This is a genomic window from Winogradskyella litorisediminis (assembly GCF_042675765.1).
Lineage (GTDB): Bacteria > Bacteroidota > Bacteroidia > Flavobacteriales > Flavobacteriaceae > Winogradskyella > Winogradskyella litorisediminis.
The window spans coordinates 415,392-441,443 of sequence record NZ_JBHTJL010000003.1; the positions used below are offsets into that span (position 1 = coordinate 415,392).

The following is a 26,052-nucleotide window of genomic DNA, read 5'->3' on the forward strand; positions in this document are numbered from 1 at the left end:
AGATTATGAAGATATCTTATAACTGGTTGAAGCAGTTTATAAATACCGATTGGAACGCCGAAAAAACAGGCGAATTACTTACAGACCTTGGATTAGAAATTGAAGGTATTGAAACTTACGAATCTGTAAAAGGTGGACTTAAAGGCATTGTAATCGGTGAGGTATTAACCTGCACACAACACCCAAATGCAGACCGACTTAAAGTGACCACGGTAAATATTGGAGAAGCCGAACCTGTACAAATTGTATGTGGTGCGCCTAATGTGGCTGCCGGACAAAAAGTACCAGTTGCAACTATAGGAACAACACTTTATACGGCTGAAGGCGAAGCTTGGAAAATTAAAAAAGGAAAAATAAGAGGCGAAGAAAGCCACGGCATGATTTGCGCTGAAGATGAACTTGGTTTGGGCGAATCGCATGATGGTATTATGATTTTAGATGCCAATTTAAAAGTAGGCACTCCTGCATCCGAGATTTTTAAAATTGAAAATGACGAAGTTTTTGAAATCGGATTAACACCAAACCGCGCAGATGCCATGAGTCATTTTGGTGTTGCCCGCGATTTAAAAGCTGGTTTATTACAAAAAGATGTTAATGTTGAAATGATTACGCCTTCGGTAAGTGCATTTCATGTAGATGCACGTTCTTTAAAGATTGATGTCGATGTAAAAGACAAAGAAAAAGCACCTCGCTACTGTGGTGTAACAATTTCAGGGGTAAAAGTTGAAGAATCGCCGAGTTGGTTACAACACCGCTTAAAATCTATTGGTTTATCGCCGATAAACAATATTGTAGACATTACAAACTATGTTTTACATGAGCTCGGGCAACCGCTTCATGCCTTTGATGCTAATAAAATTACTGGAAACAAAATTGAAGTAAAAACTTGTGCTGCTGGAACCAAATTTACAACTCTCGATGAAATTGAGCGCGAGCTTGATAAAGAAGATTTAATGATTTGTGATACCGAAAAACCTCTTTGTATTGCAGGTGTTTTTGGAGGATTAAATTCTGGCGTTACTGAAAACACTACCAACATCTTTTTAGAGAGTGCGTATTTTAATCCAGTTAGTGTACGTAAAACAGCAAAGCGTCATGCGCTTAATACTGATGCGTCATTCCGTTTTGAGCGCGGTATTGACCCAAATATCACTGAATATGCACTTAAGCGTGCAGCTTTACTAATTGTTGAAATTGCTGGAGGTGAAATTTCGAGTGATATTTCGGATACATATCCTAACAAGATTGAAGATTTCCAAGTACGTTTAAGTTTTGACAATGCAAAAAAATTAATTGGCGAAGAAATTCCTCGTGAAACTATTAAAAGCATTTTAACGTCTCTTGAGATTAAAGTAAACAATGTTACTGAAACTGGTCTGGGATTAACTGTTCCGGCTTACCGTAATGACGTTCAACGCGAGGCGGATATCATTGAAGAAATTCTTAGAGTTTACGGTTACAATAATATAGGTACTACTGAAAAATTAAATGCTTCAATTTCTAATTCTGGACGTTTCGAAGATTATAAACTTCAAAATACAATTGGAAATCAGCTAGCTTCTCAAGGTTTTTATGAGATTATGGCAAATTCTCTAACAACTTCAAAATATATGGAGCTAACTGAGCAATTAAATGCCGATAACAACGTAGAAATGCTAAACCCCTTAAGTCAAGATTTAGGGGTTATGCGACAATCGTTATTATTTTCTGGATTGGAAGCTGTGGCTTATAATATTAATAGAAGACGAAGTGATTTAAAGCTTTTCGAATTTGGAAAAACCTACCACCAATACAATGAAAATCGTGAAGAATACAAACATCTCTCGGTTTTTGTTACTGGAAATAAAAGCGAAGAACGTTGGAATATACAAACATTGGCTAGTGACTTTTTCTATTTAAAAGGCACTATTGAAGCAATATTTCAACGATTAGGCTTAAATCGATTTAAATCTGCACCGACAAAAACAGATTTATTGAGTGAAGGTGTAAGTTTATCAATAGGAAAAAAGAAATTAGTAGATTTTGGTTTAGTTAAAAAATCAGTATTAAAGCATTTTGGCATTTCGCAAAATGTGCTTTATGCCGATTTTAATTGGGACAATGTTTTAGAAATGGCAAAACATAATGCTATAAAATTTAAAGCCATACCCAAATACCCTGAAGTTAGACGCGATTTTGCATTACTTATAGATAATAAAGTAACTTTTGATGATATCTTTAGTATCGCAAAGCAAACTGAGCAAAACCTACTTAAAAATGTTAATCTTTTTGATGTTTACGAAGGTAAAAACCTACCTGCAGGCAAAAAGAGTTATGCTATAAGTTTCACGCTTCAAGATGAACATAAAACTCTCAACGACAAGCAGATTGACAAAATTATGAGTAAATTACAGTCAAACTTTGAAACTAAGTTAGGAGCAGAATTAAGATAATTATGAAAGCAAAAAGCTTAATTTTATTTGTAGCGTTATTTATTTTTGTTTGCAATAGTTTTAGCCAGCAGCTTCAAAACATAGAAAACGACTCCACCATTACCATATGGCAAATGGCTAAAGATGACGCTAAAAATACGATTAAAGCCGTTGGCCATTCCTTTACAAGACCTTTACATTGGAAAGGTGATGATTTTGCTAAATTAGGTATTTTAATTGGCGGTACAGCATCTTTAACTTTTGCCGACAGAGAAGTTAGACATGTGTTTCAGAGTAATGTTGATGGTTTCCCTACAGTTGTAAGAGATTTTGGTTGGTATTTTGGCAGTCCACAAAATTATTTTATGGCCAATGCTGGTCTTTATGGTTTTGGACTCATTACAAAAAATGAAAAAATACGAAAGACAAGCGTACTCATAATTTCATCATCTATTACTACAGGATTAATTCAAACTTTTACCAAAAATGCTGTTGGTCGTGCAAGACCAGGTCGTAATGAAGGTCATTTAACTTTCAAACATTTTGCAAATAACGTAGGTTACACCTCTTTTCCTTCTGGTCATACGATTTTGTCAGTAACTATGGCACATTCTATTGCAAAACAATTTAAAAATCCTTGGGTAAAATTAGGTATTTACAGTGTTGGTGCAATACCGCCAATATCACGCTTAGTTGATGATGCGCATTGGCTGAGTGATATTGCGTTTAGTACAGCTGTAAGTATTTTTGTAGTCGACGCCATTGATAGATTTTTAAACAAACAGGATGCCTACGGCATTGATAAAAAAGAAAAACAGATTTCTTGGAATCTTAGATTTGGTGCTAACCAAATTGGGATTGTTGGTACGTTTTAATTAATGACCATTGTAAATTAATCAATAAAAATCAACAAATTAATAGCTTAACAATTAAATGACATTAGGCTTTTACCAAATACTGCTTTCTGACTTGTAACTATTTATTGCTAAAAGCCCTCATAACAAAAAAACATTATCATTTCCCTAACAAAATAACACGGTTAATTTGTTAATTTTAACATTCACAAAAACGAAATTAAAAATGGCAAATATCACTTTAGGCGGAAATCCTGCTACAACCGTTGGCTCACTTCCAAAAACAGGAACCAAAGCACCTGATTTTAAATTAACCAATACAGATTTGGCTGATAAATCTTTGAAGGACTATGAAGGTTCTAGATTAGTACTAAATATTTTTCCAAGCGTTGATACGGGTGTATGCGCGCAATCTATAAGAACTTTTAATGAAAAAGCTAGCAATCTAGACAATACAAAAGTGCTGTGTATTTCTAAAGACTTGCCATTTGCTATGGCTCGTTTTTGTGGTGCAGAAGGTCTAAATAATGTCGAAAATCTTTCAGACTATAAAAATGGTAAATTTGGAGAAACCTATGGCGTTACAATAAAAGATAGCGCTTTTGAATCTTTACACTCGCGTTGTGTTGTGGTACTAGATACTGATGGCACTATTCTACATACAGAGCAAGTTTCAGAAATTGGAAACGAGCCAAATTATGATGCGGCACTAAATGCGTTGAGTTAGAATGCCAAACCCTAAAAAAGAACCTTTTATTAAAAACCGGCTTAAAAGTGTAGGTTACGCTTTTAAAGGCTTAATGGTCTTAATAAAAACTGAAAACAGTATTAAACTGCAATTGATTATTGCCACGGCAGTAACAATTGCAGGTTTTTATTTTCATATTTCTACAACTGAATGGCTTATTCAATTGGTTATGATTGCTATGGTCATGAGTGTTGAAGGCGTAAATACTGCCATTGAGTATATTGCCGATTTTATTCACCCAGAACATCATCCAAAAATTGGACTTATCAAAGATGTTGGCGCTGGCGCAGTTTTTATAGCGTCTATAATTGCTATTGTGGTTGCTGGGATTATTTACTTACCGAAGGTTTTTAGTTAATAAAATCTTTGTCTTGTTGAGCGCAGTAGAGACCTCCAAAAACTGTTCTAATCAAATTGACGATGTACTCATTACTATAATACATTTAATTGTTAATAAACCCTTAGCAATAATACCAAAACCGTTAGGATAAACGTTACTAATTTGTATTTTTGAATTACGGCAGTTCTCATGCCATAAAACACAAAAAAGGTTTTAAAATTATAAATGGCAAAACGGAAATCAACCACTAAAAAAGCAACAACCAAAACCAAAAAGGCGTTTAAAAAACCGTCTTTAAAGTTATCTAATCAGCAAAAATTAATTGTTGGTAGTTTGCTTATTATATTGGGTGTGCTGTTGTTTATTTCCTTTGTTTCCTTTCTATTTACCGGCAAACAAGACCAAAGTATTTTGGCAGAATTTCCATCGCGACAAGTCGAAGCCAAAAATTGGGCAAGTCAAATTGGTGCAAAACTTAGTGAGCTTTTTATAACTAAAGGTTTTGGTTTACCATCGTTTATATTTTCGGGATTATTGTTTTTGTCAGGTGTTTATGTGACTTTAAATCTAAATTTGGTTAAACTCCGTAAACATTGGATTTGGGGAACTTTAATTGTTATTTGGTTATCAATTCTATTAGGTTTTTTTACGCATAAATATGATATTCTAGGTGGCACGATTGGCTACGAGATGAATACTTTTTTTCAAGCCTATATTGGCAAAATTGGTACTGTGCTGCTACTCACTTTTGGGCTAATTGTTTATTTGGCTATTCGTTTTAAAATGACTGGCGATACATTCGTTTCTCTTTTCAATAAAGCGAAAAAAGATTTGAAGAACGATTTTAATTCCGCTGAACAAACAAATTCTGAAGAAGATATTGTTCCTATAGACAATAGTCTTTCTGAAGAAGCTGAAGCTATAAAGTCTGCTTTTGATATTCCTAAAAATTTAGAGCCAACAATTTCAAAACATTCAAAAGTTGAAACGGAGACTTTAAAATCAATAACTTCTGAACCTGCAAAGGCAATGAAAATGGAAGTAAAACAACTTGAGCCAGAACCTGAGGTTGAAATGAAGGTTGAGGTTATTGAAGAAGAAAAATCTGAAACTGATAACCTAGCAGACAAGTTAGTTGAAGACTTTGGGCAATTTGACCCAACTTTGGAATTGAGCAATTTTCAGTTTCCACCGTTAAACCTTCTAAAACAATACGATAACGAAGGTATTTCTATAGATCAAGATGAACTTGAAGAAAATAAAAACAAAATTGTAGAAACACTCCTCAATTACAAAATTGGAATTACTAGTATTTCAGCAACTATAGGTCCAACTGTTACACTTTATGAAATTGTACCAGAAGCTGGAATCAGAATTTCAAAAATTAAAAATCTTGAAGATGATATCGCTCTATCGCTTTCAGCCTTAGGAATTAGAATTATTGCACCAATTCCTGGAAAAGGAACGATTGGTATTGAGGTGCCAAACAAAAAAGCTACAATAGTATCGATGCATTCTGCGATAGCTTCAAAAAAGTTTCAGGCATCTAAAATGCAGCTACCAATTGCCTTAGGTAAAACTATTAGTAACGAAACTTTAGTTGTTGATTTGGCTAAAATGCCACACTTATTAATGGCTGGTGCAACAGGTCAAGGTAAATCGGTTGGTTTAAATGCCGTTTTAACTTCTCTTTTGTATAAGAAACATCCTGCAGAAGTTAAGTTTGTACTGGTTGATCCTAAAAAGGTAGAATTAACGCTTTTCAACAAGATTGAACGTCATTATTTAGCGAAACTTCCAGATAGCGAAGATGCTATTATTACCGATAACACAAAGGTAATCAACACGTTGAATTCCCTTTGTATAGAGATGGATAACCGCTACGAATTGCTTAAAAATGCATTTTGTAGAAACATTGCCGAATACAATAAAAAATTTAAAGACCGAAAATTGAATCCAAATGATGGCCATCAGTTTTTGCCTTACATCGTTTTGGTGGTTGATGAGTTTGCTGATTTGATTATGACTGCTGGTAAAGAAGTCGAAACACCAATTGCGCGTTTAGCACAATTAGCTCGTGCCATTGGTATTCACTTAATTATTGCCACACAACGTCCATCGGTTAACGTAATTACAGGTATAATCAAAGCGAATTTCCCTGCGCGTATTGCATTTAGGGTAACGTCTAAAATAGATTCCCGAACCATATTAGATGGTGCTGGTGCAGACCAACTCATTGGTCGAGGTGACATGTTATACACGCAAGGCAATGATTTAATCCGTATTCAATGTGCTTTTGTAGACACTCCTGAAGTTGAACGGATTACTGAATTTATCGGCTCGCAAAAAGCATATCCAGATGCGTATTTACTGCCAGAATATGTTGGCGAAGATGGTGGCACAACTCTTGATATAGATATTGCAGATAGAGATAAATTGTTTAAAGAAGCTGCAGAAATTATAGTCACAGCACAACAAGGCTCAGCGTCTTTACTGCAACGTAAGCTAAAGTTAGGTTACAATCGTGCAGGACGTATTATTGACCAACTCGAAGCTGCCGGAATTGTTGGTGGTTTTGAAGGTAGTAAAGCCAGACAAGTGCTTGTACCAGATTTATTAGCTCTTGAACAATTATTAGAAAACGAACGCCAATAAAATTGGCTTAAAATATTAAAATTAAAAATGAAAAAATTAGGAATTCTTTTAGCATTATTGATTACAAGTACAGTATTTAGCCAGGATAATGCAGAAGCTTTATTAAAAGAAGTGAGCCAAAAAGTAAAGGCATACGATAATATTAGCGTAGATTTTAAATATGCGTTAAATAACACTAACGAAGAAAACGTAAGTCAAGAAACTAAAGGTGACGTTACTATTTCGGGAGATAAATATGTATTAAATGTGTTAGGCGTTACAAGAATATATGACGGCAAAACACTTTATAATATAAGCCCAGAGGACGAGGAAGTAACTATTTCTTCAGAAAATACTGAAGATGAAGGTACTATTACTCCAAGTAAAATGTTGTCATTTTACGAAGATGGTTATGCATATAAAATGGACATTGTCCAAAATGTAAAAGGAAGAAAAATTCAGTATGTAAAACTGACACCGATTGACAGCAATTCTGAAATTAAGCATGTTCTACTCGGAATCGACGCCACAACTAAGCACATTTACAATCTTATTGAAATTGGAAAAAGTGGTGTAAAAACAACATTAACCGTTAATTCTTTCAAAACAAATCAGGAGTTACCAGAAAGCCTTTTTACTTTTGACAAAAGCAAATACTCAGATTATTATATTAATAAAATAGACTAATCCTTGAAAATTTTAGACAAGTATATCCTTAAAACTTATCTAAGGACATTTGTGAGCATATTTGTAATATTTATGTTCATTTTTGTTTTACAAGGACTTTGGCTTTATATCTCAGAGCTTGCTGGTAAGGATTTGGATGTTGTTACTACATTTAAGTTTATATTTTATTATTCTCCAAAATTAATTCCACTTGTAATTCCGTTAACCGTATTATTAGCATCTATTATGGTTTTTGGAAATTTTGCCGAAAACTATGAGTTTGCAGCAATGAAATCTACAGGCATTTCGTTGCAGCGCGCTATGCGAAGTCTCTCGGTGTTTATTGTAGCTTTAGGTATTGGTTGCTTTTTCTTTGCCAATAATGTAATTCCTTGGGGCGAGTTTGAATTTTATAACTTAAGACGAAATATTGCAAAAGTTAAACCTGCATTAGCAATTGCTGAAGGGCAGTTTAACGAAATTGGAAATATAAATATCCGAGTAGAAAAGAAAAGTGGCGATCGTGGTCAGTTTTTAAAAAAGGTTATTATTCATCAAAAGAAAAACTTTAGACATGGTAATTACACCGTTATTATTGCTGATAGTGGCGAATTAAAAAGCGCTGAAGATTCTAATATTTTAAAATTAGAACTTTATAATGGTAATTATTATGATGAACTTATCAGTAGAGACATAAGAAAATTTAATAAGCGAAAACCACACGCACAAAGCCAATTTGATATTTATACCATTAATATGGATTTAGGTAATATTGGCAATGTAGATTTGGATGAAAAAACTAGCGATGATAAATACTCAATGTTAGATGTTTCTGCCTTAAACTACACCATTGATAGCCTATATACAAAACGCGCTACAGACTATAACAATCTCTCGCAAAGTTTGTATAACAGAAGTACATATGCAAGTTTAAAAACAGGAATTACTATAGAAAAAGATAGTGTTTTTGAAGGTGATGTTTTAGACCTTTTTCCTACAAAAACAAAAATTCAAATACTCAATTTAGCCTTTAATACCGCTAGTAGTACAGCTCAAATATTAAGCACAAACGAAAATACTTTTAAAAGCACAACATCTAACCGAAACAGACATATCATTGCTTTGCACGAAAAATATGCACTAGGTTTTGCATGTATTATCCTCTTTTTTGTGGGAGCACCATTAGGCGCATTAATAAGAAAAGGTGGCATTGGATTACCTATGGTTATAGCTATACTTTTATTTTTGACCTATCATTTTATAGGAATATTTATAAAAAATAATGCCAAAACAGACTCTATTGACCCAGCTTTAGGTACATGGCTTTCTACATTAATAATGTTGCCACTTAGTATTTATCTAACATATCGTGCAACAAATGATAGAGGTTTAATTAATCTTGATTTTATCACCGTACCAATAAAAAAATTATTTACTCCAAAATCAAAAAGTGAATTAGCGTCTATAAGAGGCATACAATCCTACAGCTATTACAATAAACACAGCATAGAGGATTTGGTTACCGTTGTAAAAAATCAAAACGAATACGATATAGACAAAAAACCAAAACAAATTGCGCTTCAACATTTATTTGATAGAAAAACTACCTTAACTAAACTTGGACAACATGGACTTAATATTCCACAAAACTTAAAAAAAGCAAAACTGTTTTTAAAAGATTACTTAGATTACTCTATCACTAATCTAGTGACCTACAGTTTAGGTGCCATATTACTTATTTTATTTTTTGTTTTTAAGAATAATAAATTACCAGAACTTGCTGAAATTGTAAAAACATTAAGTTTTATTTCTTTTGGCATTTACATTTTATATACCGTTGTTGCTTCTGTATATTATTTAAAATTTTATAAAGTACTTGGGTTTTCTAAAGTTAAAAAACGCATTTTTGCTCTAATTTTAGGTCTTCCTATATACCCAATTCTCTACTTTTTTACAAGAAGTAAAATGAAACAAGACTTTCATTTGAGTTGCCTTGAAAAAATAAATTAAGCGTATCTTTGCAAAAGCAAAAAACAAAACCATGATTACTGAGTCTGTGAGCAACAAAGTTATTTTAAATACGATTGAAGAAGCTATTGAAGATATTCGTCAAGGAAAGGTTATTATTGTCGTTGATGATGAAAACCGAGAAAACGAAGGCGATTTCTTAGCTGCCGCTGAAACAGTAACACCAGAAATGATAAACTTTATGGCAACTCATGGTCGCGGATTAATTTGCACACCATTGACCGAACAACGTTGTAAAGATTTAGATTTACACATGATGGTGACTAACAATACTGACCCAATGGAAACAGCCTTCACTGTTTCTGTAGATTTAAGAGGTAATGGTGTAACTACTGGAATTTCGGCTAGTGACCGAGCAAAAACAGTTAAAGCATTAGTAAGTAATGATACCAAATCGTTTGATTTGGCACGTCCAGGACATATTTTTCCGCTTGTTGCAAAAGAAGGTGGCGTTTTAAGACGTACAGGCCATACAGAAGCTGCTATTGATTTTGCAAGATTAGCAGGTTTTGAACCTGCTGGTTGTATTGTTGAAATTATGAACGAAGACGGAACGATGGCGCGTTTACCACAATTAGCTGATGTAGCAAAAAAGTTTGATTTAAAAATCGTTTCGATTGAAGATTTGGTAGCCTATCGTATGGAACACGATTCTTTAATTGATAAAAAAGAAGATTTTGACATTGAAACACGTTTTGGAAAATTTAGACTTCGTGCTTACGAACAAACTACAAACAATCAAATTCATATAGCCTTAACAAAAGGAAGCTGGAAAAGTGGTGACGAGGTTTTAACAAGAATCAATTCGACATTAGTAAATAACGATATTTTAGGAACTTTAACCAATAATGCAGACCAAAAATTAGATGATATGTTTAATGTTATAAACACTGCGGGAAAAGGTGCAATTGTGTTTATTAATCAGCAAAATCAGTCGACTAATTTATTAAATCGTTTGTCTATTTTAAAAGACACGCAAAAACAAGGACAAATCTCTAAAGCACCAAGCATAGCAATGGATAAAAGAGACTTTGGTATTGGTGCTCAAATTTTACACGACCTTAATATCAGTAAAATCAAACTTATTTCTAACAGCGAACAAACCAAACGAGTTGGTATAATTGGTTACGGATTAGAAATTGTTGATTATGTAAATTTCTAATAAACTGTAACTTTTCGTTCTGTTTGCATATTACCTGAACTAATTTTCAAGATATATATACCTTTTTCTAAATTTGAAACATCTATCGTTTTGGTGTTTCTATTTACAGAAACTAATTGACCTAAAATATTATACAAACGAATAGTATCAATTGTGCCGGTTGAAGAAATAGTTATATTTTCTGAAGCTGGATTTGGATGTACTTTTATCTTAGCAATTGAACTATTTACAGAACTTAAAGAAGATTCTTGATACACACGTACGTAATCTATGACCATTTCACTTTGTGTAAAATTTGAATCTATTGTACCTGCAATTCCGCCCATAGCAATATTAAGCAATAAATATTGATCCTCAGTAAATGGCCAAGTCGAAGCATCTTTATTAATTGGATTGTAAGTATAAAAAGGAACGTCATCTACCAAAAAAACGATTTTATTTGGCGACCAATTCATTGAATAAGTATGAAATTCATTTGCCACGTCTGATAAAAATTGCTTTTCCGTATTCATTGTGTTTCCGAAGCTTGAAGGCGAATGTATCGCAGAACTAACTTCATTTACGGCATGTAAACCATGCTCCATTATATCAATTTCACCACACGCTGGCCAACTAGTTGTATCGTAACCTTGGTTATCCCAATAAGCACCATCTTCATTTATATTTTTGCCTAAAGTCCAAATTGCTGGCCAAGTTCCATTTCCAAAAGGTAATCTAGCACGTACATCTACTCTTCCATAAGTAAATGCAAATTTAGAATTCAATCTCGCCGATGTGTATTCCTTAGTATACCCTTGATTAGTGAAATTTTCTTTTTTAGCTGTAATAATTAAAAAACCATTTTCAATTTTTGAATTATCAATTCTGTTAGTATAATGCTGAAGTTCACCATTATACCAATTACCTCCTGCTGGTAATTCTGTCTGATGGTGCCATTTTGAAGCATCAATAGCACCGTTTGGACCATCAAATTCATCAGACCAAACGAGTTCGGTATATTCAAAATCTATATCGTCTTGATTTGGAGGCGCTGTGGCACCATTATTAATATCATCAATTATATAAGTGCCTGGTGTTGTTTGCCCAGCGTCGATGAATAAAACCATTCGCCCATAGTTTCCTATTACATCAACTGGTGTAGAACCGTCAGCACTACTTACTGCGTTACCAAAATCGAAGGTTACATCAATCCAAGCTGATGGCGAAGGCACACTGAAGTTTACTTGAACTTGAGCGTCTGTATTTGCAGAGTCTTCTAGTTTTAAAAGAATATTATGATTATTAGGATCGAATGAAAAGAATCTTAATGTAAAAACTCTATTATTTTCATTTAAATTTAAAGGTTGTGCAAAATCTAGATAAAACCCTTGAAAAGCATTTGAACCATCGTTAAAAAATTGACCTCCTCGATTTAACTCACTTGAAGGAGACACAGAACGAAACGCAAAACCACTTCCAGCAAAGGCTAAAAAGGCTTCGTCATTATTTGAAAAAGTAATAGGCAGCGATTGCGAAAAAACTTGGGGTATTATTAAAAATAAGGCAAGAAATAATATGTACTTTCTAATCATTTGAGAAACTTTTTTCAAACTTAGACTTAAAAAAAATCACAAACAAAGGTTTTACCTATACATAAACCATACGACCAATTAGAAAAGCTATTTTAAAGCTTCTTCGATACAAGCTCTCATTTTAAAAGCACGAGCTTTTACTTCATCTTCTGTCCAAGATAATTTAATCAAACACGAAATATTTCGGCTTATAAAATAATCTGATTGTGAAAAATCTTTAGTTTTTAGTGTATCTAAAGCAGATTTTATTTCTGACGATAAAGGATACAATGATTTAGCCTCTTTGAGATGATGCCATTTGCGTACATAGTGCCAATTATTTTCGTAATAATTCCAACAAACATCAATTCCGTTTTCTTTAAACGCTTTTGAAACGTTTTGAGAAATTTCTGCAGTTGGTAAAAAGAAATTTAAAAAAGCACAACTTTCAACTCCGCCATCTGGCACAGTTCTAAATTCTACTTCAGGAATTTTTGCCAATTCATTTCGTATAATATCAAAATTCTTTCTCTGAATTGCTAAAAATTCTGGTAAACGCTTAGCCTGAGCTAAACCTACGGCGGCATGCAATTCTGATATTCTAAAGTTATAACCTAAAAAAGGATGAGATTCTGCACCTCTATCGTTACCAATGTGGTCGTGACCATGGTCACTGTAATAATCAGCATTGGTGTAAAATTCTTTATTATTTGTAATAACAGCGCCACCTTCACCACAGGTCATTGTTTTTACAAAATCAAATGAAAAACAGCCAACATCAGCAATACTTCCTAGAGGTTGACCTTTGTAGGAACCACCAATAGCCTGACAAGCATCTTCTACAAATACTAAATTGTGTGCATTACAGATAGATTTTAAAGCATCCATATTTGCCATGCTTCCGCACATTTGTACAGCCATTACAGCTTTAGTTTTTGGGGTAATTGCAGCGTTTACAGCTTTTGGGTCTAAAGTTAACGTGCTATCTATATCTACCAGAATAGGAATAGCTCCAAGCATCATAATCGCTTCAAAACTTGCCACAAATGTAAATGTTGGCATAATTACCTCATCTCCTGTTCCAATTCCTGCAGCGGCTAACGCAACAGATACTGCAGCTGTTCCGCTAGAAACTAATTGTACATGTTTTGTATTAAACGTTTTACAAAGCTGCGCTTCTAATTCTTTGGCTTTCCAATGCCCATTGCGCATACCATCAAAACCATAACGCATTAATACGCCATTATCTAATACGTCTTTTACACTTTCGCGCTCTGCATCACCAAAAAGCTCAAATCCTGGCATAAATTATAATGATTTAATTTTTGATAAAAAGGTTGTAATCTCCTGGTCTGAAAAATTGGTCTGCAATGGCAATTCCTTTCGATGTCCAGGAATATAAACTTTTAAAGAAGGCATAATATTTTGAGAATTAAATGCTCTTAAAGCTCTAGAGTTATATGCGCGTGCCTGTTCTTTTTTTGAAGTATCGACAAGAAGTAAAACTAAATCTTTACCTAATTCTTTGAAACTATTAGACTTCAAAATCTGTTTTTTAATCTTCTTTTCGATTTTAGAATTTTCACCATCGTAGAAATAAATTACCATGATTTTTTCTTCATCAGCTCCTACCGAAAATTCTTGCATGGCTTGAGCATAGCTAGAAAATTCTTTTATATTCTGAGTGTAAACAAAGCCACTAAATAAAAAAGCTAAAAAAATGATGAAAAGTTTTTTCATAATAAAATGTTGAGTTACAAATATACGAGTTTTGAACGCTGAAATAGACTGAAAATTACAATTCAATAATTGTATCCTCTAATGGTTTTCGTACTTTTTTTAGTTCTGCAAACATATCATCATCGGCTCGTTTTCCTACGGGCAATAATAATACCGACTTTAAACCTTTTTTCTTTAGCTTAAGTACTTCATCATAAGCTTCAGGATTAAAGCCTTCCATTGGGCAACTGTCAATGTTTTTTAAAGCACAAACAGTCATTAAATTACCTAAAGCTATATATGCTTGGCGAGTTGCCCAATTGGCTTTTTTTCCATTTGGCATCGCTTCTATGGTGGCATTAAGTTGTTTTTTAAAAGGAGCTAAAATTGTATCTGGTGTATTTCGTATTTTAACTATATTATTAAAATGCTCATTAACATCTGCAGTATCTATTTTTTCTTGAATACACAACACCAATAAGTGAGATGCGTCTGCAACTTGCCTTTGACCAAAAGAGTACTCAACAAGTTTTTCGCGTTGCGCTTTATTTTTAATAATTACAAGCTTAAGTGTTTGAAGACCATAAGACAATGCCGTAAGATTAAAGGCTTCTTTTAAAACTTGAAGTTTTTCGTCTGATAAAACGAATTCAGAATCAAACTTTTTTGTCGCATAGCGCCACTTTAACTGTTCTATAATATCCATTCTTTTTTTTGCAAAAATACGGAACATTGTAACGATATATTTATAAAAAATATGAATTTAAGAATACAAAAAAGGTTAATAATTATTGAAGACTTACACTGATAAGATTTTAGAAACTCAAACGTTTATAAAATTTTGTTTTTAAGTAAGCTATTGTAAAACATTTCAATTGAGTTTCATATTTTTACTTTACCATTTTATAAAATGAAAAAAGTAAAACTCCATCTTTATCTGATTTTTTATTTTTTTACTCTATTAATTTGCCAAGCACAAGACTTGTCAGTCGATAGACAAAAAGCAAAACAATATTTTAATCAGCTACAAAGCGCATATAATGAAGGAAACTATAAAAATCATAAACTTTATAGTGACTCTTTATTGGTAATTGCCAAAAAAAATGAATTTCATAAAATGCATGTTTTAGCTTTAACAAATCAAGCCATATTTTATAATGGTATAAGTCAGCGTGAAACTGCTATAAAACTTTATCATGAAGCACTAAAAGTCAGCAAACAAATACCTAATGATTTTAAGACCAAAGCAGTTGTGCTCATTAATATGGGTAATACCTACAATAATATTGGAGAATACGAGAAGGCTAATGATGCTATGAAAAAAGTCATTAAAACGGCTAATAACGTTGAAGGATCATATAAAATTAAAGCTGCTGCTTTGATAGGAATTGCAGACAATTACATAATTTTAAGAGATTACAAAAAGGCATTAGAATATTCTTATTTAGCAAAAGACCTAGGTGAAAAGAATAATGATGAATTAGTTAAGGTATCTTCCGTAAATAAGATTTCGGATATTCTTCTAAAATTGAAGAAATATCAAGAAGTGTTGGATATTAGCAAAAGCATTGCAAATAATCCGTTTTTTAAACAATCTACTAAAATTAAGGCAGAATATCTTCTAAATATTGGTATTGCCAATTATTATCTTAATATAACAGATAGCGCTTTGATTAGTCTAAATGCTTGTAAAAAGATAGCAGAAAATAAAAATCTTTTAAAAACAGAAATGAATACATACGAGTACTTAGCAAAAGTACATGAGCAAAAAAACGATTTTGAAGCCTCGTATGACGCACAAAAAAAATTTACTTCACTTAAAGAAATTTTTTTGAACGACACAAAAAATGCTACAAACACTGATTTAAAAGAAGACATATTAATTAAAGAAAAACACATTAACCGCCTATCAAAAAAAAGTAATAAACTATTAATTTACGGTACGTTATCTTTATTTGTTTTAAGTTTATTTCTATTTTTTCTCTTTAAAAGAAAGAAGAAAATTGAAATTGAAAAAGAAATTATAAAAGCAGAAAACTTAAGTTTAGAAGAAGTTGTAAGTTTTTATAAAAAAGAAAATAAAAAGGAAGCAAAACCTTACAGAAACACCTCATTAACTCAACGAGATAGAGAAACGCTAAAGACGACTATTTTAGAGTTTATGGATAAAGAAAAGCCTTATCTTAATCCAGATATAAATCAAGCTGAATTAGCTTCAAAGGTTGGTGTAAGTACACATAATTTATCGGAAGTTTTAAATCATTCTTTCGGACAGAATTTTTACAATTTCATAAATTCCTATCGGGTTTTAACAGCTCAAAAATTGATTAAGGACAAAAATTACAAAAACACCAAAATGATTGCGATTGCTTTTGATTCTGGTTTTAAAAGCAAAACATCTTTTAACCGTGTTTTTAAAAAACACACTGGACTAACTCCATCAGAATATCGCGAAACCCACTGATATCTGCTATATCTATTACTTGTAAAACATAAAAGATGTTCCACTCCTTGGGTTGGTACCTTTAAAAACAAATAATTATTTAAATTTTCATTTAATGTTGCTATAATTACAAATATGTTTAATTGACTTAAAATTTAATGAAATCTTAAGAAAAAAATTAATATCTATCACCTACCAATCCCCCAATAATTATGCTTAAAAAATTGCTCCTATTATTTTTTCTTTTTTTTAGCTTAAATACAAATGCTCAAGATTTTACTGCTATTTGGAATACCGCTAATACCAATAACAATTCAACCGCAGACAACCAAATTGAAATTCCTACAAACCCAGCTTTTACTAATTATAATTACACAGTAGATTGGGGTGATGGAAATATAGATACTAATGTAACAGGAAATATAACACATACTTATGCAGCAGTTGGTACATACAATGTTAGTATTAGCGGAGTTTTTCCTGCTATCTATTTTAATGATGAGGGTGATCGTTTAAAAATTGAAGAAATCCTCAGTTGGGGAAATATACAATGGCTAAGTATGGAGAATGCTTTTTATGGTTGCGAAAATTTAAATTTTGATGCCATTGCGCCACCAGATTTATCTCAAGTTACTTCGTTGAGAAATATGTTTAGAGATTGTTCGGCTTTTAATGGAATTGTAAATAATTGGAATGTAAGTAATATTACCAATATATCAGGCACTTTTGCTGGAGCTAGTATCTTTAATAGACCAGTAGACAATTGGAATACTTCCTCTATTACAGATATGTCTGAAACTTTTGCTGGAACTGGTCTATTTAATGAACCATTAGATAGCTGGAACACTAATTTAGTTACTACTATGGCTGGTATGTTCTCCGGAGCTGGTGATTTTAATCAGAATATTGACAACTGGAATGTTAATCAAGTTACAAACATGAGTTTTATGTTTTCAGGAGCGAGAGTTTTTAATATGCCTTTAAACTCATGGAATGTTGCTAATGTCAATAACATGTCAGGAACATTTAACAATGCAAGGCTCTTTAATCAACCATTAGATAATTGGGATGTAAGTAACGTCACTGATATGTCAGATATGTTTAATGATGCACGAGAGTTTAATCAATCAATAGGGAATTGGGATGTTGGTAGTGTAACAAACATGAGCGAAATGTTTGATGATGCTGCACAATTTAACCAGCAAATAGGTACTTGGAATGTTACAAACGTTACAGATATGACTGAAATGTTTAGAGATGCGGGATTATTTAATCAACCACTTAATAATTGGGACGTGTCTAATGTAATTACTATGTCTGGCATGTTTAGAGAAGCAGATAATTTTAATCAGCCACTAGATAATTGGAATGTTGCAAACGTTACAGATATGAGTTTCATGTTTATGGATGCTTTTATTTTCAATCAATCTATAGATACTTGGGATGTAGGCAATGTAACTAATATGCAGCAGATGTTTGATGATGCGAGAGCTTTCAATCAGTCTTTAAGTTCTTGGGACGTTCAGCTTGTTGAAAATATGTCTAGAATGTTTACTCTAACACAAACATTTAATCAGCCTTTAAATACTTGGATTACTAATAGCCTTACTGATATTTCTGGACTATTCTTTAATGCTATAGCTTTTAATCAACCGTTGGATAATTGGAATATTACTAATGTTAGCTCTCTTAATAATAGTTTTAGAGGAGCAACTGCATTTAATCAAAATTTAGGTTCATGGGATATTTCTAATATAAACTCAATGTCAGCTGCGCTTGATAACTGTGGAATGTCTTTAGAAAATTATGATAATACTTTAATTGGTTGGAGTATTCAATCAGTACAAAATAATGTTTCACTTGGAGCTAACGGATTAGAATATTGCGATAGCTTAGAGGAACGCCAAAATCTTATAGACACAAATGGTTGGTCTATTACTGGCGATAGCGTCAATTGTTCTTTTGTATTATGTACAAACATTATCTCTCCAATTGCTGGAGACACAAATGTGCCTGCAAACTCAAATATTGTCTGGGAACCAGCTCCAAATGCTGATGGCTATAATGTAACTTTAGAAGTTGAAAGAAATGGTGTAAGAAGCTTTGTTAACATTAACGGCTTTCCTGCCGATAATTTAGACATCGGTAATGTTACCACAATTAATTTTACTAATGAGTTTCTTCCAGGAGATATCGTATTTATAACTGTTGTTCCTTATAATGCCGAAGGTCCTGCAGAAGGATGCCAAGAAACCCAATTTACAACCGTAGAAAGCTGGGTAAATAATCCTAATTCTTTTAAGTTAACATATGATACCTCTATACAAGTTATTAACCAAACAACTCCTGTAAATCAATTAAAAATAGAGACTAGCCCAGGTATTACTTATAATTACTCCATAGATTGGGGAGACGGACAATATGACAATAATGTTTCAGCAGATATAATACACACTTACTTAGTTCCTGGTGTGTATACAGTAAGTATTATTGGAGATTTTCCTGCACCTAGACATGAAGAGTTTAACAGTGATGCTCCAAAACTTTTATCCATAGACCAATGGGGAACATACCAATGGCAAAGCATGCAAGGGGCTTTTGCCGGTTGTACAAACATGGAATATCTGGCAACAGATATTCCTGATTTGTCAAATGTTACAGATATGGGTCGTATGTTCATTGTTTGTAGAAATTTTAATGGTAATATTAATAATTGGGACGTAAGTAATGTCACAAATATGTTTGCAACTTTTGGAGTTACTACAATTTTTGACCAACCCTTAAATAGTTGGAACACTACCAATGTCACCAACATGTCGTTAATGTTTTTTAGAACAGATGCGTTTAACCAAAATATTAATGGTTGGAATGTAGGAAATGTAGTTTCCATGGATAGAATGTTTGAAAACGCAAATGCATTTAACCAACCATTGAACGGCTGGAATGTAAGTAGCGTCACAAATATGGATAGCATGTTCCAAGGCGCTGCGCAATTTAATCAGCCACTTAATAACTGGGACGTAAGCAATGTTACCAATATGGAAGATATGTTTCAGTTCGCCATAAATTTTGATGGTATAATCGGCAACTGGGATGTAAATGCAGTTACTAATATGGCAAGAATGTTTAGAAGCGCTAGTAATTTTAATCAACCAATCAATGATTGGAATGTTCAAAATGTACTAACTATGAGTCAAATGTTTGAGTCTGCTAATACTTTTAATCAACCCTTAAACACGTGGTTATTAAATAATGTTGAAACCACAGACAGGATGTTTTCAAATGCTATTTCATTTAATCAACCTATAGGTACGTGGAATGTGGAATCTGTTCTTAACATGTCTTCAATGTTTAGAAATGCTACTTCATTTAATCAAAACATTAATACTTGGAATGTCACCAATGTTATAAATATGGCTAGCATGTTTGAAAGCGCTACATCTTATAACCAGCCTCTGGATAGTTGGGATGTTAATTCAGTAGTAAACATGAGTTCTATGTTTGAAAATGCTGCTGTATTTAATCAACCAATTAATACTTGGGATGTAAGTGCAGTTTCTTCAACAGTTTCAATGTTTCAAAACGCTATCGCATTTAATCAACCTTTAGATAATTGGGATGTCAGCTCCGTAACACTAATGAACTCCATGTTTCAAGGTGCTAGTATATTCAATAATCCTTTAAATACTTGGACTGTAGCTTCAGTGACAAATATGCAATCGATGTTTGAAGAGGCTTTTCTATTTAATCAACCTTTAGATAATTGGGATACTGGTGAGGTTTTAAATATGAGTGAAATGTTTAAAAATGCATCTGTATTTAATCAAAATATAGATACTTGGAATGTATCTTATGTAACGACTATGCAAGAAATGTTTAGCCAAGCAACTAATTACAATCAAACAATGGATTCATGGAATGTTGCTTCTGTCACTACTATGGAAGGCATGTTTTTTCAAGCTACAGCATTTAACAGCCCAATAAATAGTTGGAATGTTAGACGTGTACTGACCATGGAAGACATGTTTTTTGGAGCAACCTCTTTTAACCAAATTTTAAATAATTGGCGAGTTTCTGGTGTCGAAACCATGAGAAATATGTTTAGAGACGCTACGTCATACAATCAAATTATGGATGCTTGGACATTTGGCAACGTTAATATGCAAAGTATGTTTTCTAACGCTTCAGCTTTTAACCAAAATCTTGGTGTTTGGGATATTGAGTCAGTAAATAATGTCTCTAATATGTTAGACAACTCTGGCTTAATAAGAGAAAATTATGATGCAACATTAATCGCTTGGTCAAACCAAAACCTAACACCTGGACTAAATTTAGGTGCTAATACACTACTCTACTGTGACGCATTACAACAAAGACAATCAATAATAGATAATTTTGGTTGGTCTATTAATGGCGATATATTAGATTGCCCTATCCCTGAATGTACACAACTTGTGTTGCCTCTTAACAATGCTACTAATGTTCCTGTGAATACAAACATAGCGTGGGAAGATGTTTTATTTGCAAGCGGCTATACTTTAGAAATTGAAATTCAGCCTTCAGGTGTTATTATAAATGAAACTTTAGGTGACGGTACAACTTATAATTTTGCTTCAGATTTTACAGGTGGTGAAACAGTCACAGTAACTATAATTCCTTTTAACGATGAAGGTAGCGCTGTTGGTCCTTGTACATCAGAAAGTTTTACCATTTCAAACGATATTGCTACAATACCGGATTGCACACAACTAACCATACCAACTAATGGTTCTTCAAATATCATGGTAGACACCAATTTGTCATGGTCTCCAATCACTAACGCCAATGGATACATACTTAATGTAACTACAAATCCTGCAGGCGTTATTATAGTTAATAATGAAGATGTTGGAAATATAACGACATACAACATACCAACAGATTTGCCTGAAGAAACACTAATAGACGTAACAATTACACCTTATAATGACGAAGGGAACGCAGTTAATTGTAATACAGAAAGTTTTACGACACAAACAATACCAAGACCACCGTCATGTACGTCAATGACAAACCCTTTAAACGACGCTATTGATGTGCCAATAGATACAAATATAACTTGGGACTTAGTGCCAGAAGCTACTGGCTACTTAATAAGTATTGGCGAAACAATTGGCGGTATAGAAATAGCTAATAATATTGACGTTGGTAATTTCAATTTTTATGATATACCAAACGATTTAGACAATAGCAGACGTTATTATGTTACAATAATACCTTACAATGCTGTTGGAGATGCTACAAATTGTATTGAAGAAAGTTTCACTACAGTTGCTCCTACTCCTACAAATCCTGTTTGTACTAACCTCACTAGTCCTGTTAATGGAGCTACAAATATTGCGACAAATTTAAACCAAATCACTTGGGATGCAGCCACAAATGCAACATCCTATAGAATTACCATTTCGGGGACAGCAAATAACGATATTACCGATTTTGAGACTACGGATACCTTCTACAATTTCACAAATCCATTTGTTAACGGAGAAGTTGTTAATGTATTTATTGTACCTTTCAATACGTTGGAAGATGCTGTAGGTTGTACTTCGGAGAGTTTTACCATTATACCAACTACTCCAGCCTGTACAAATCTTACAAGCCCAGTTGATGGCGCTGTTGAAGTTGAAACAACGCTTAACCAAATTACTTGGAACGCCGTTGCAGACGCCACTGCTTACAGTGTTACCGTTTCTGGCACAGCTAATAATAATGTTACTAATTTTGAAACGACTGATACCTTCTTCGACTTTACTAATCCATTTTTGAATGACGAAGTCGTAACCGTAACTATTATTCCTATAAATGTTACAGTTCAGGCAGAGAACTGTACCTCAGAAAGTTTTACCATTATTCCCGAAACTCCTGATTGTACTTCTCTTTCTGCTCCGCTAAACGGCGATACAGATATTGCCACAGATTTAAACCAAATCACTTGGAATCCTGTTACAAGTGCAACCAGTTATACCATTACTATTTCAGGTACGGCTAATAACAACGTTACTGATTTTGAAACCACGGATACCTTTTTCAACTTTACAAATCCGTTTGTAAATAGCGAAACTGTTACTGTTACAATTACACCTATAAATGGTAATATTGAAGCCGTTGGTTGTACTTCGGAAAGTTTTACTTTTATTCCAACTACACCAGACTGTACAAATCTTACAAGCCCAGTTGATGGCGCTGTTGACGTTGAAACGACGCTTAACCAAATTACTTGGAACCCAGTTGCAGACGCTACTGCTTATAGTGTTACCGTTTCTGGCACGGCTAATAATAACGTTACTAATTTTGAAACGACTAATACCTTCTTCGACTTTGCAAATCCATTTTTGAATGACGAAATCGTTACAGTAACCATTATACCTATAAATGTTACAGTTCAGGCTGAAAATTGTACCTCAGAAAGTTTTACTATTATTCCCGAAACTCCTGATTGTACTTCGCTTTCAACTCCGCTAAACGGCGATACAGATATTGCCACAGATTTAAACCAAATTAATTGGAATCCTGTTTCAAATGCAACCAGTTATACCATTACTATTTCTGGTACGGCTAATAACAACGTTACTGATTTTGAAACTACGGATACCTTTTTCAACTTTACAAATCCGTTTTTAGTTAACGAAATTGTATCTGTAAGTATAACTCCAAAAAACGGAACAATTGAGGCGATAAACTGTACAACTGAAACTTTTGATATTGTAAAAACACCTAGATGTACAATTCTTAATAATCCTGAAAATGAAGAGTTGGATGTAGAGCTTGATGTTCAACTGACGTGGAATGAGATATCAGAAGCTGATGGCTACTTGTTAAGTATTGGTACAACATCTGGTGGTGTTGATCTACTAGACAACTTTGATGTTGGATTGGTATTATTCTACGACTTTGAAGACAACTTAGATGGTGATACAACTTATTATGTTACAATAACAGCATACAATGCTAATGGCAACGCCATTGGTTGCGAAGAAACTGTTTTTACAACTCTAACTCCACCTAAAAATGATGTTAAATATGGTTTTTCACCTGATGGAGATGGCATTAATGAATTTTGGAACATCACAGGGATAGAAGAACATCCACAAAATAAAGTCATGATTTATAACCGTTGGGGCGATTTGGTTTTTGAGATTGATAATTATAATAATACCACAAATGTATTTAGAGGAATTGCCAACCGTAAAACAAAAATGGGTGCTGGCATACTACCAGAAGGCACTTATTTCTTTCAGTTTGTAATAAACGAGCCTAATAATTTTGAGACCTTAAAAGGTTATGTTGTAATAAAAAGATAAGATGAAAATATCCCCAAAAATAAAGTTTACAGTAATTACAATCGGACTACTCTTTTTAATACCAAAGAAAAGTTTTGCACAGCAAACACCTACATTTTCTGAATACAACTATAATCCATATTTGATTAATCCTGCATACGCTGGGCTAACTCCAAATGCAGAACTAACTTTAAACAACTCAGGTTTTTTCAACTCTTTTGAAGGCAGTCCGCAAAGTTTAGCTTTAAGTTTTATAACTTCAGTGAAAGAAGGTAAAATAGGTATTGGTGCAGGCTATATAAGTGACCAAATTGGTGTTACATCATCGACAAGTACGTTTGCTACTTTCTCTTACAAAATATTTTTTGATACGAAATCTAACAGACCTTATTGGCAAAATTACACACCAAACTCTTTATCTTTTGCTATATCTGGTGGATTTCAGCAGTATAGAGAAAATCTTTTAGATTTAGGTATAATGGGTGATCCTAACTTTGCACAAAATATTGATACCAATTTACCTACTATTGGCGCAGGTATATTACTGAACTTAGCCAATTTATATGTAGGTTTTTCATCACCTAACTTACTTGGAGACAAACTCGCTCAAAACAAAGAAAATATTAACTTAGAACCAGTATTCTATGGTTATTTTGGATATCGTTTTTATTCAAATAATTTTGAGGAATTAATGATTAAACCAAACATATTAATAAAGCAGGAAAAAGGTGCACCTGTACAGTTAGACTTTAACTTATCAGCAAGTTTTAAAAATAAGTTTGAAATTGGAACTGGATACAGAACCAATTCTTCTGTAAATATTTTAGCAGGTATCTATTTATTTAATAACTTTAGAATTATCTATAATTATAACACATCATTTAATGATTCGCCATTAGGAAACACACACGGATTTGTATTAAGCTTTCAATTTGGTAATGGCTATTCGGAATAAATTAATGAATTTTCAAGAAAAAGAATATTGGACCAATCGATATATCAAAAACGAAACCGGTTGGAATATTGGTTTTCCATCAACTCCCTTAAGAGATTATATAGATCAACTTAAAAATAAAGCCTTGAAAATCTTAATTCCTGGAGCAGGAAACGCGTATGAAGCCGAATATCTTTATAAATTGGGTTTTAAAAATGTATATATTCTAGACATTTCTGATGTAACATTAAAAGATTTTAAAAAAAGAAATTCTGATTTTCCTGATAATCAATTATTGCACGAAGATTTTTTTACCCATGATTCCAAATATGATTTAATTCTAGAACAAACATTTTTTTGTTCAATGACACCTACTGAAAAAAATAGAACAAATTATGCCAAAAAAATGCATGAGCTTTTAAAACCAAACGGTAAATTTGTGGGTTTGTGGTTTAACTTTCCACTTAATAATGATTTTAATAAACGACCATTTGGAGGTAACAAAATGCTATATTTAGGCTATTTTTCAGAATATTTTAAGATTATAACTTTTGAAAACTGTTACAATTCGATACCCGAACGTTCTGAAAAATAGCTTTTTGGAATACTCCAACGCAGATAAATTTTTTGAGTAAAATATTGTTACATTTCATATATCTTTACGTTAAACAAAACTAGGTTTATGAAAGTCTTTATGCGTTTTAATTTCACTACAGTTTGTGAAGCTGTACTCAAAGAAAAATTAGACGCACTTTCTGTACCATACGAAATCATAAATTTTGGAGAGGTTGATTTTAAAGAACCTTTAACCATTCAAAAAAAAGAAGAATTTCTTAGCAGTCTAGCGCCTTACGAAATAGAAATCGTTGAAGATGAAAAGTGCATTTTAGTTCAAAAAATTAAAGACGTAATTAAAGAAATGGTTTATGACACTGACGAAGCAATAAATGTGAAAACCTCTGTATATATTGCAGATAAAGTTGGTCAAAGCTATGGATATTTATCTAATTTATTCTCTGAAGTTACTTATACGTCCATTGAGCATTATATTATTCTCACTAAAATAGAATATACCAAACATCTCATCATCAGTGAGGATATGAGTTTAACCGAAATTGCTTATAAGCTAGATTACTCTAGCGTAGCGCATTTAAGCACTCAATTTAAAAATACAACTGGTATAACTCCATCAGCGTTTCAGCGCATTATTAAACGTAGAAACGAACTTAAATCAAAATCATAAA

General features: G+C 33.0%; 17 protein-coding genes. 13 read left to right on the forward strand and 4 right to left on the reverse strand.

From position 1 onward, the window contains the following. Nucleotides 1–5: 5 nt before the first annotated feature. The 8 genes from pheT to ribB all read left to right on the forward strand — a co-directional run bounded on the left by pheT (nucleotide 6) and on the right by ribB (nucleotide 10,843). Entirely contained in the window at nucleotides 6–2,432 is a 2,427-nt protein-coding gene (gene pheT, locus ACFQ1Q_RS01945; protein WP_386127425.1) for a phenylalanine--tRNA ligase subunit beta, read from the forward strand. A gap of 2 nt (nucleotides 2,433–2,434) precedes the next feature. After that, nucleotides 2,435–3,286, forward strand: coding sequence for a phosphatase PAP2 family protein (locus ACFQ1Q_RS01950; RefSeq protein ID WP_386127427.1), 852 nt, complete (start codon nucleotides 2,435–2,437; stop codon nucleotides 3,284–3,286). A 205-nt stretch (nucleotides 3,287–3,491) separates the two neighbouring features. Next, complete coding sequence (gene tpx / locus ACFQ1Q_RS01955; protein WP_386127429.1) at nucleotides 3,492–3,992, forward strand: thiol peroxidase; 501 nt, start codon at nucleotides 3,492–3,494, stop codon at nucleotides 3,990–3,992. 1 nt (nucleotide 3,993) lies between these two features. Continuing rightward, on the forward strand, nucleotides 3,994–4,371 hold the full coding sequence (locus ACFQ1Q_RS01960; protein WP_386127431.1) for a diacylglycerol kinase family protein: 378 nt from the start codon (nucleotides 3,994–3,996) through the stop codon (nucleotides 4,369–4,371). Between the two features lie 207 nt (nucleotides 4,372–4,578). Then, nucleotides 4,579–7,008 (forward strand): FtsK/SpoIIIE family DNA translocase, encoded by a 2,430-nt coding sequence (locus ACFQ1Q_RS01965; protein ID WP_386127433.1) that lies wholly within the window; start codon nucleotides 4,579–4,581, stop codon nucleotides 7,006–7,008. Between the two features lie 27 nt (nucleotides 7,009–7,035). Next, nucleotides 7,036–7,674, forward strand: coding sequence for a LolA family protein (locus ACFQ1Q_RS01970; protein ID WP_386127435.1), 639 nt, complete (start codon nucleotides 7,036–7,038; stop codon nucleotides 7,672–7,674). Between the two features lie 3 nt (nucleotides 7,675–7,677). Continuing rightward, the gene (locus ACFQ1Q_RS01975) at nucleotides 7,678–9,663 is read left to right on the forward strand and encodes an LptF/LptG family permease (protein WP_386127437.1); all 1,986 of its coding nucleotides are present in this window, start codon (nucleotides 7,678–7,680) and stop codon (nucleotides 9,661–9,663) included. A 31-nt stretch (nucleotides 9,664–9,694) separates the two neighbouring features. Beyond that, nucleotides 9,695–10,843 carry a 3,4-dihydroxy-2-butanone-4-phosphate synthase gene (ribB, locus tag ACFQ1Q_RS01980; protein ID WP_386127439.1) on the forward strand — a complete coding sequence of 383 codons (1,149 nt, stop codon included), beginning with the start codon at nucleotides 9,695–9,697 and terminating at the stop codon, nucleotides 10,841–10,843. Here the strand turns inward: ribB and ACFQ1Q_RS01985 are convergent. The 4 genes from ACFQ1Q_RS01985 to ACFQ1Q_RS02000 form a co-directional block, all read right to left on the reverse strand. Next, on the reverse strand, nucleotides 10,840–12,414 hold the full coding sequence (locus ACFQ1Q_RS01985) for a family 16 glycosylhydrolase (RefSeq protein WP_386127441.1): 1,575 nt from the start codon (nucleotides 12,412–12,414) through the stop codon (nucleotides 10,840–10,842). The genes ribB and ACFQ1Q_RS01985 overlap by 4 nt on opposite strands. 87 nt (nucleotides 12,415–12,501) lie before the next feature. Continuing rightward, complete coding sequence (locus ACFQ1Q_RS01990; protein ID WP_386127443.1) at nucleotides 12,502–13,698, reverse strand: DegT/DnrJ/EryC1/StrS family aminotransferase; 1,197 nt, start codon at nucleotides 13,696–13,698, stop codon at nucleotides 12,502–12,504. Nucleotides 13,699–13,701: 3 nt separating this feature from the next. After that, nucleotides 13,702–14,133, reverse strand: coding sequence for a hypothetical protein (locus ACFQ1Q_RS01995; protein WP_386127445.1), 432 nt, complete (start codon nucleotides 14,131–14,133; stop codon nucleotides 13,702–13,704). A 55-nt stretch (nucleotides 14,134–14,188) separates the two neighbouring features. Next, nucleotides 14,189–14,818 carry an NAD(P)H-dependent oxidoreductase gene (locus ACFQ1Q_RS02000; protein ID WP_386127447.1) on the reverse strand — a complete coding sequence of 210 codons (630 nt, stop codon included), beginning with the start codon at nucleotides 14,816–14,818 and terminating at the stop codon, nucleotides 14,189–14,191. A gap of 276 nt (nucleotides 14,819–15,094) precedes the next feature. Here ACFQ1Q_RS02000 and ACFQ1Q_RS02005 point away from each other — a divergent pair, with 276 nt between their 5' ends. The 5 genes from ACFQ1Q_RS02005 to ACFQ1Q_RS02025 all read left to right on the forward strand — a co-directional run bounded on the left by ACFQ1Q_RS02005 (nucleotide 15,095) and on the right by ACFQ1Q_RS02025 (nucleotide 26,051). After that, nucleotides 15,095–16,576, forward strand: coding sequence for a helix-turn-helix domain-containing protein (locus ACFQ1Q_RS02005; RefSeq protein WP_386127449.1), 1,482 nt, complete (start codon nucleotides 15,095–15,097; stop codon nucleotides 16,574–16,576). A gap of 191 nt (nucleotides 16,577–16,767) precedes the next feature. Beyond that, nucleotides 16,768–23,895, forward strand: coding sequence for a BspA family leucine-rich repeat surface protein (locus ACFQ1Q_RS02010; RefSeq protein ID WP_386127451.1), 7,128 nt, complete (start codon nucleotides 16,768–16,770; stop codon nucleotides 23,893–23,895). A 1-nt stretch (nucleotide 23,896) separates the two neighbouring features. Beyond that, nucleotides 23,897–24,829 carry a PorP/SprF family type IX secretion system membrane protein gene (locus tag ACFQ1Q_RS02015; RefSeq protein WP_386127453.1) on the forward strand — a complete coding sequence of 311 codons (933 nt, stop codon included), beginning with the start codon at nucleotides 23,897–23,899 and terminating at the stop codon, nucleotides 24,827–24,829. A gap of 4 nt (nucleotides 24,830–24,833) precedes the next feature. Beyond that, complete coding sequence (locus ACFQ1Q_RS02020) at nucleotides 24,834–25,403, forward strand: methyltransferase domain-containing protein (RefSeq protein ID WP_386127455.1); 570 nt, start codon at nucleotides 24,834–24,836, stop codon at nucleotides 25,401–25,403. 87 nt (nucleotides 25,404–25,490) lie between these two features. Continuing rightward, a complete protein-coding gene (locus ACFQ1Q_RS02025) occupies nucleotides 25,491–26,051 on the forward strand; it encodes a helix-turn-helix domain-containing protein (RefSeq protein WP_386127457.1) in 561 nt (186 codons plus the stop codon). Nucleotide 26,052: the final 1 nt, after the last annotated feature.